This is a genomic window from Belliella pelovolcani, assembly GCF_900156785.1.
In the GTDB taxonomy this organism is placed as follows: Bacteria; Bacteroidota; Bacteroidia; order Cytophagales; family Cyclobacteriaceae; genus Belliella; species Belliella pelovolcani.
This window is the reverse complement of record NZ_FTOP01000033.1, coordinates 1-5,552: the sequence shown is the minus strand read 5'-3', so window position 1 is coordinate 5,552 and position 5,552 is coordinate 1. Positions and strand designations below refer to the sequence as shown.

The following is a 5,552-nucleotide window of genomic DNA, read 5'->3' as shown; positions in this document are numbered from 1 at the left end:
ACAGCTTGTAATATTCGTCGTTGCTAATCTTTTTCATGACGCAAGATTACGAACCAAACAGAAATCAGAAAATATGGGGTTTATCGGACGGATACAAATAAATTGTTTTTTCGATAATTTAAGTTTCGCAGAATTAATAATTCATCTTTTGCTAGGATCTTCTATTTTTCATAAAGAAGTTAATTATAGTTAACACATACACCTCCTTCTTTAAAATCTCCTTAGTTTTAAGCCATGCATTCATTCAAAAAGAACAAATTAATATACACATCCCTCTTCGGTGCTACTTTAACTTTTTTGACTTCCTGTGGAAATGAAGCGGATAAGGTAAATCAAAGTACATTAAACTATTCCATTGACATAGTTTCCATAGACTCCAAGGATGAAATCCTATTCTTACAGCGTGATTTGTATACTTCTGCTTATTCGGAATTTGATGGAATGCTGTACAATTTCAACGACAAAACTAACCATGTCGAAAAAATCAACCTCAATACCTTAGCTTTAGAAAAAATCATTCCTTTTGAGCAGGAGGGACCCAATGGGACTGGGTTTTATACTTCAGACCTTAAAATGGCCTCAGATGAGCATCTATTAGATATGGAGAAAAAGAACGTGAAGGATATTTATTGACAGAAATTGACAGAAGTACCTTATACATGTCAATTTTTAATGAAAATTTCGATCATCTCTCAGACCAAGAAATTCCTGAGATCAAAAAATCAGGAATTCCTAAGCATTTTATCAAGGATGGAGCAATTTGGATGTTCCTGAACTCAGAAGATGAAATGAGTTTTGTTCGTGTACGGTTTTAAAAACTAAGAGAAAATTAAGGGACCCAATCTCTACCATCTTAAACTCACAGATGCATATCTGAAAAAAAATCTGTACATAACCTTACTATCCGATATCAGTAGAAACTCTATGATTGTATTTTATTGCTAAACTAGTACCGCCACCAAGACTAAAGTCTCTTAAGGTATCTTGTTTCATCAATTCATGAATACAAGCTAAAAGTTCATTGGAAACACCGTTTTCAATCGACATATTTTACTTTGAATATCTTGGGAATTCCTCTGGGTTAAGATTGAATTTTGCAGCTAACGCTTCAATATTTTCATCTCCAAAAATTTGAGCTTGATTTAAACAATAATATTTAATTACCTTCAACGGGTACAGAAGCTTTAATTTGTCCCAAGCATTTTTATAATCTCCCCAATCTAAAACTCTTGGGATAATGAAATCAGCATCTTTCTTGTAGTCTAACTCATCAAGATTTACATCCCAAAATATAGCCTTGGGAAAGTAATCAGATAGAATAATCTGATTATTATCTTCCAAGCTATTGTTGAATTTGATATAGTCTTTATTTTTAGCCACTGATTTTATGATCTTTAATAACAAAGTTAACGAATTTCCATAATAATCGTTCTTAGACTATTGGTTGTAATTTCAGTTTGATTTTTTCAGAACACTTAAAGAACTAATTTCTCGTGAAATGTGGCACTTAAACGGTGTTCATATCAATAATTAGGCTCCTGATCGCCATATCCATTTTCTAAGTGCAGTTTTTCTCGAGTTTCTGTTTTGCTTATACCAAAACCTCGTGAAGTGTGGCACTTAATATCGTTTTTGAGGGGTCAATATCCTCCGGAATATCATTTTTATAATTGATTATGGTCTGAAAAAATATGCCATATACCTGATTGCGCTGCTTGATTATGGCTTCTTGTTTTCACTAGAAGAGGCTAGGGGAGAAGGAGTTCTTCTAATCTTGATGGTAGCTATGATCAAGATCATAGGCTTTCTAATAGCGGGAAAGTTCTTGGTTCAGGAAGCTGGTGAAAAACTCAGTAGATACTTTCTTTACTTCATGGCCATTATTGCCATGTTTCACTTCGGATCTATTTTGATACCATCAATTGTCGATTACAATTTTATTGTGATTTTATCCGTTCCTTGGTTCTTTTATTTTGATTCGGCTACTTTCATGAAAGTTCCACCTATAAAATGAATTCTTTATTTCCTAAAAAAGACATTATTCTTTGGTTAGAAAATAATCTAAATGGCTAGTTTGTTACGGCTTTTGCATTTCTTTATGTATGCCAGATAAGAAAAATATTAGAAGATTATAATAAATATTAAATGTTTCATCTCTCATTTTTCAGTCATAAATAACTTAAGTGATTTTATTTTGGAATTAAATAATTAATTCTTTAACATTATTCTGCTTTACAACTATTGATTTTAAAAATGGAAATAAATAAATATTTTGAAGAATTAATTCAAAAAATAACCATTCCTCAAAGTACATTGAGTAAAATCACATCCGCTACAAATGAGATAAAATCAAAATCAATCGAATATTCAAATATAATTGAAGATATTCAGATTTATGGATCTTTTAAAACAGGAACAGAATTGAAATATAGTAACTTTTGTGATTTTTCTGTGGATCTATATGTTCAATTTAAAGAGGGTAAAACTAAAAAACCAATGGACTTAAAGCCATTGATTATAGATATCTTAAGTGGATTAAATGCTGAGTTAAAATATGATGATCTTACATCTTCAATTGGATTAATCTATTCAGAAATAAAATTTGAAATTGTACCTGCATATAAGCAATTTGAAAAAATTTTTATCCCAAGCAATAAAAAAAGTTTGCAAAAATGGATATCAATTGATCCGAATAATCAAAAATTGATAATTAAAAATTTAGATAATAAGAGTAGTAACAAATTTTCAAAAATCACTAGAATAATTAAATACTGGAATGTTGTTAACAATGAAGTTTATCCTAGATATGAGATTGAAAAGATTTTAATAGATTTGGGTATTGACTTAGAAGCTGATTTTTTTGCTATGTTTTGTTTTATCGGATCAAACTTACCTTCAAAAAATGTTAATAAAGATAATATCAAATATCTTTCAAAATTGAAGAAATCAATATCAAGCATATCTTACCAGAAAAATTTAAAAATAGAAGAACCGTATAGGGGGTATTATGTGAGTCAAATTGATGATTTATTTAACAAAAAATAATATGAATATAAAAGTTTTAATTTTTTAAATCACCCCACCTTCCTATACAAATACTCCTGAAACTCCACGAATAGCCTACTGATATTTCCGACATCGCCTAGGATTTCTTTGGCATCGGAAAGAGATTGATATTTGCTAGTCAACAAGATAGGCAGTTTATCTTGATCTAATTCATCAACTCCTGATTCTACATATTTGCTCAAGACAAAAGAGATAAATTCCTTTTGCCTATCATTCAATAATGCAAAGATAGTAGCCTCAGCTGCCTTTGCTCTGTCCGCTCTGGATACTGCTACATAATCACCATTGAATACGTATTCTAAGACATCAAAAAGGTCACTGTGCTCCATCTCTACCAACTTCTGTAAAGTCAATAAATCGCTTTTGGGGAACCCAGCATCTTCCAGTTTTTCGATCAATGTTTTTCGCGTCATAGGATTACTCCAAATCTTCCTCAATTCGCTTTCGTCTTTGAATAACTTAGGCAATTCACCAAATAGATTACTCAAAAACTCTTCTGAACTGATAGGTTTCCCGTCCGCACTCCAGAATGAAGTGGATATCATGTGTTGTATGGCTCTTTCTTTTCCCTTTCCTAATCTAATTTTAACCTTTTTAGGCTTTTTGATACAAACACAAGGCTGCTCTTCACAATCTTTGCATGGAGCAGGAGGTGCTTTTTCACAAATGCAGGGTTTTTCTTGGCAGTAAACACAGGTCTTTGAACTAGGTGCACCTGGCCCTATTTCTTCACTAGGCTCCTCAGGATCACCATCCCACTCTGGATCAGCAAAATGATGATAAGCATCCACATAGTCATAAATGGTAAAAAACTCTTTTCCATCAAATACCCTGGTACCACGTCCTACAATTTGTTTAAACTCAATCATAGAATTCACAGGACGCAAAAGCACGATATTTCTGACATTTCTGGCATCAACGCCTGTAGAGAGTTTTTGAGAGGTGGTCAAGATAGTTGGAATGGTCATTTCATTATCCTGAAATTCCCGCAACTGCCTTTCACCTTCTTCACCGTCATTGGCCGTCACCCGAACGCAATAGAATGGATCCATACTCTTGCTTTCTTGATTGATGATATCTCGGATCAAAGCTGCATGGCTTTGATTGGCACAGAACACAATGGTTTTCTCTTGTTGATTGGTGTTTTCCAAGAAAACTCTTACCCGCTTTCTTTCTCTATCTTCAATTTCAATCGATCTGTTAAAATCTTTTTCTTCATAGCGTTTCCCATATTCCACTTCACCTTCCATTACGACATCATCATTGGTATAGATATAATCATCTAAAGTCGTTTTAACCCTCTTCACTTTGAATGGGGTCAAAAAGCCATCATTGATTCCTTCCTTGAGAGAATAAACATAAACAGGCTCACCAAAATATTGGTAAGTATCCACATTATCTCTTCTCTTAGGTGTGGCTGTCAATCCAAGCTGTACTGCAGGGGAAAAGTAATCCAAAATTGCTCTCCAGTTACTTTCATCATTGGCACCACCGCGATGGCACTCGTCAATGATGATAAAATCAAAATAATCTGAGGGGTACTCACCAAAATAGGGAGCTGGCTTCCCTTCCTCGTCAGTACCTGACATAAAAGACTGGAAAATGGTGAAGAAAATACTGCCATTGGTCGGCACTTTGCCTTTTTTCTTGATTTCAGAAGGCTTGATTCGTACCAAGGCATCTTCGGGGAAGGCCGAAAATGAATTAAATGCCTGATTTGCAAGTATATTTCTATCTGCCAAAAATAAGATCCTGGGTCTTCGACTTGCTTCCTCAGGAGACTGATCTCTATCCTTTAGATTCCACCTGGTCTGAAAGAGTTTCCATGCGAGTTGAAAAGCAATGGCTGTTTTACCTGTTCCTGTCGCCAAAGTCAATAAGATTCTATTTTTTTGCTTGGCAATGGCTTCTAAGGTTTTTGCCACAGCGATTTCTTGGTAATAGCGAAGCTCCCAAGTACCTGATTTATCTTCAAAGGGAACGGCTGCAAAAGTTTCTCGCCAAAGCTCTGAACGGTCAGAATCTGTAGCTAGAGTAGGAAAGGTCTTTTCCCAAAGTTGATCTGGTGATAAAAAATCTTCCACCAAACCTTCAACCCCAGTTGCCATACAGATCTGATAAATAGTTTTGCCATTGGTAGCGTATGTAGTGGAGAGCTTTAGTTTCTCAGCGTACTGCTTTGCTTGCATCACACCTTCACCCACTTCCAAATCAGCCCCTTTTGCTTCAATAATGGCAAGTTTGGTTCCTTTATATACCAAGACATAGTCAGCAATCTGTCGCTTACCACGACCTCCAACCTGAATCCTCCCTGCGGTAATAGGATATTCTCGAAGTACCTTAGAACCTTCGACAACTCCCCAACCACAAGATCTTAACTTCGGGTCAATTGTATCCGTCCGATAAACCCCATATTTTCTGATTTCTGTTTGGTTCGTAATCTTGCGTCATGAAAAAGATTAGCAACGACGAATATTACAAGCTGT

General features: G+C 34.7%; 6 protein-coding genes. 4 read left to right on the top strand and 2 right to left on the bottom strand.

Annotation, left to right across the window (positions count from 1 at the left end):
- Positions 1–234 precede the first annotated feature (234 nt).
- Positions 235–633, top strand: a complete 399-nt coding sequence (locus BW935_RS17880; protein WP_076503151.1) for a DUF4221 family protein — start codon at positions 235–237, stop codon at positions 631–633.
- Positions 634–659: 26 nt separating this feature from the next.
- On the top strand, positions 660–815 hold the full coding sequence (locus tag BW935_RS18520; protein ID WP_175606700.1) for a hypothetical protein: 156 nt from the start codon (positions 660–662) through the stop codon (positions 813–815).
- Between the two features lie 235 nt (positions 816–1,050).
- On the opposite strand, the gene BW935_RS17875 is transcribed toward BW935_RS18520, so the two are convergent.
- Positions 1,051–1,380, bottom strand: coding sequence for a DUF6922 domain-containing protein (locus tag BW935_RS17875; protein ID WP_076503150.1), 330 nt, complete (start codon positions 1,378–1,380; stop codon positions 1,051–1,053).
- A gap of 349 nt (positions 1,381–1,729) precedes the next feature.
- Here BW935_RS17875 and BW935_RS17870 point away from each other — a divergent pair, with 349 nt between their 5' ends.
- A complete protein-coding gene (locus tag BW935_RS17870; protein WP_076503149.1) occupies positions 1,730–2,014 on the top strand; it encodes a hypothetical protein in 285 nt (94 codons plus the stop codon).
- Between the two features lie 239 nt (positions 2,015–2,253).
- On the top strand, positions 2,254–3,045 hold the full coding sequence (locus BW935_RS17865; protein ID WP_076503148.1) for an SMODS domain-containing nucleotidyltransferase: 792 nt from the start codon (positions 2,254–2,256) through the stop codon (positions 3,043–3,045).
- Between the two features lie 29 nt (positions 3,046–3,074).
- Here the strand turns inward: BW935_RS17865 and hsdR are convergent, their stop codons facing one another.
- A complete protein-coding gene (gene hsdR, locus BW935_RS17860; protein WP_394333617.1) occupies positions 3,075–5,507 on the bottom strand; it encodes an EcoAI/FtnUII family type I restriction enzme subunit R in 2,433 nt (810 codons plus the stop codon).
- Positions 5,508–5,552 lie beyond the last annotated feature (45 nt).

What these genes read in the sequence shown, in the direction of transcription:
- BW935_RS17880 (WP_076503151.1), top strand. Translation starts at nt 235, where the DNA reads ATGCATTCATTCAAAAAGAACAAATTAATATACACATCCCTCTTCGGT.
- BW935_RS18520 (WP_175606700.1), top strand. Translation starts at nt 660, where the DNA reads ATGTCAATTTTTAATGAAAATTTCGATCATCTCTCAGACCAAGAAATT.
- BW935_RS17865 (WP_076503148.1), top strand. Translation starts at nt 2,254, where the DNA reads ATGGAAATAAATAAATATTTTGAAGAATTAATTCAAAAAATAACCATT.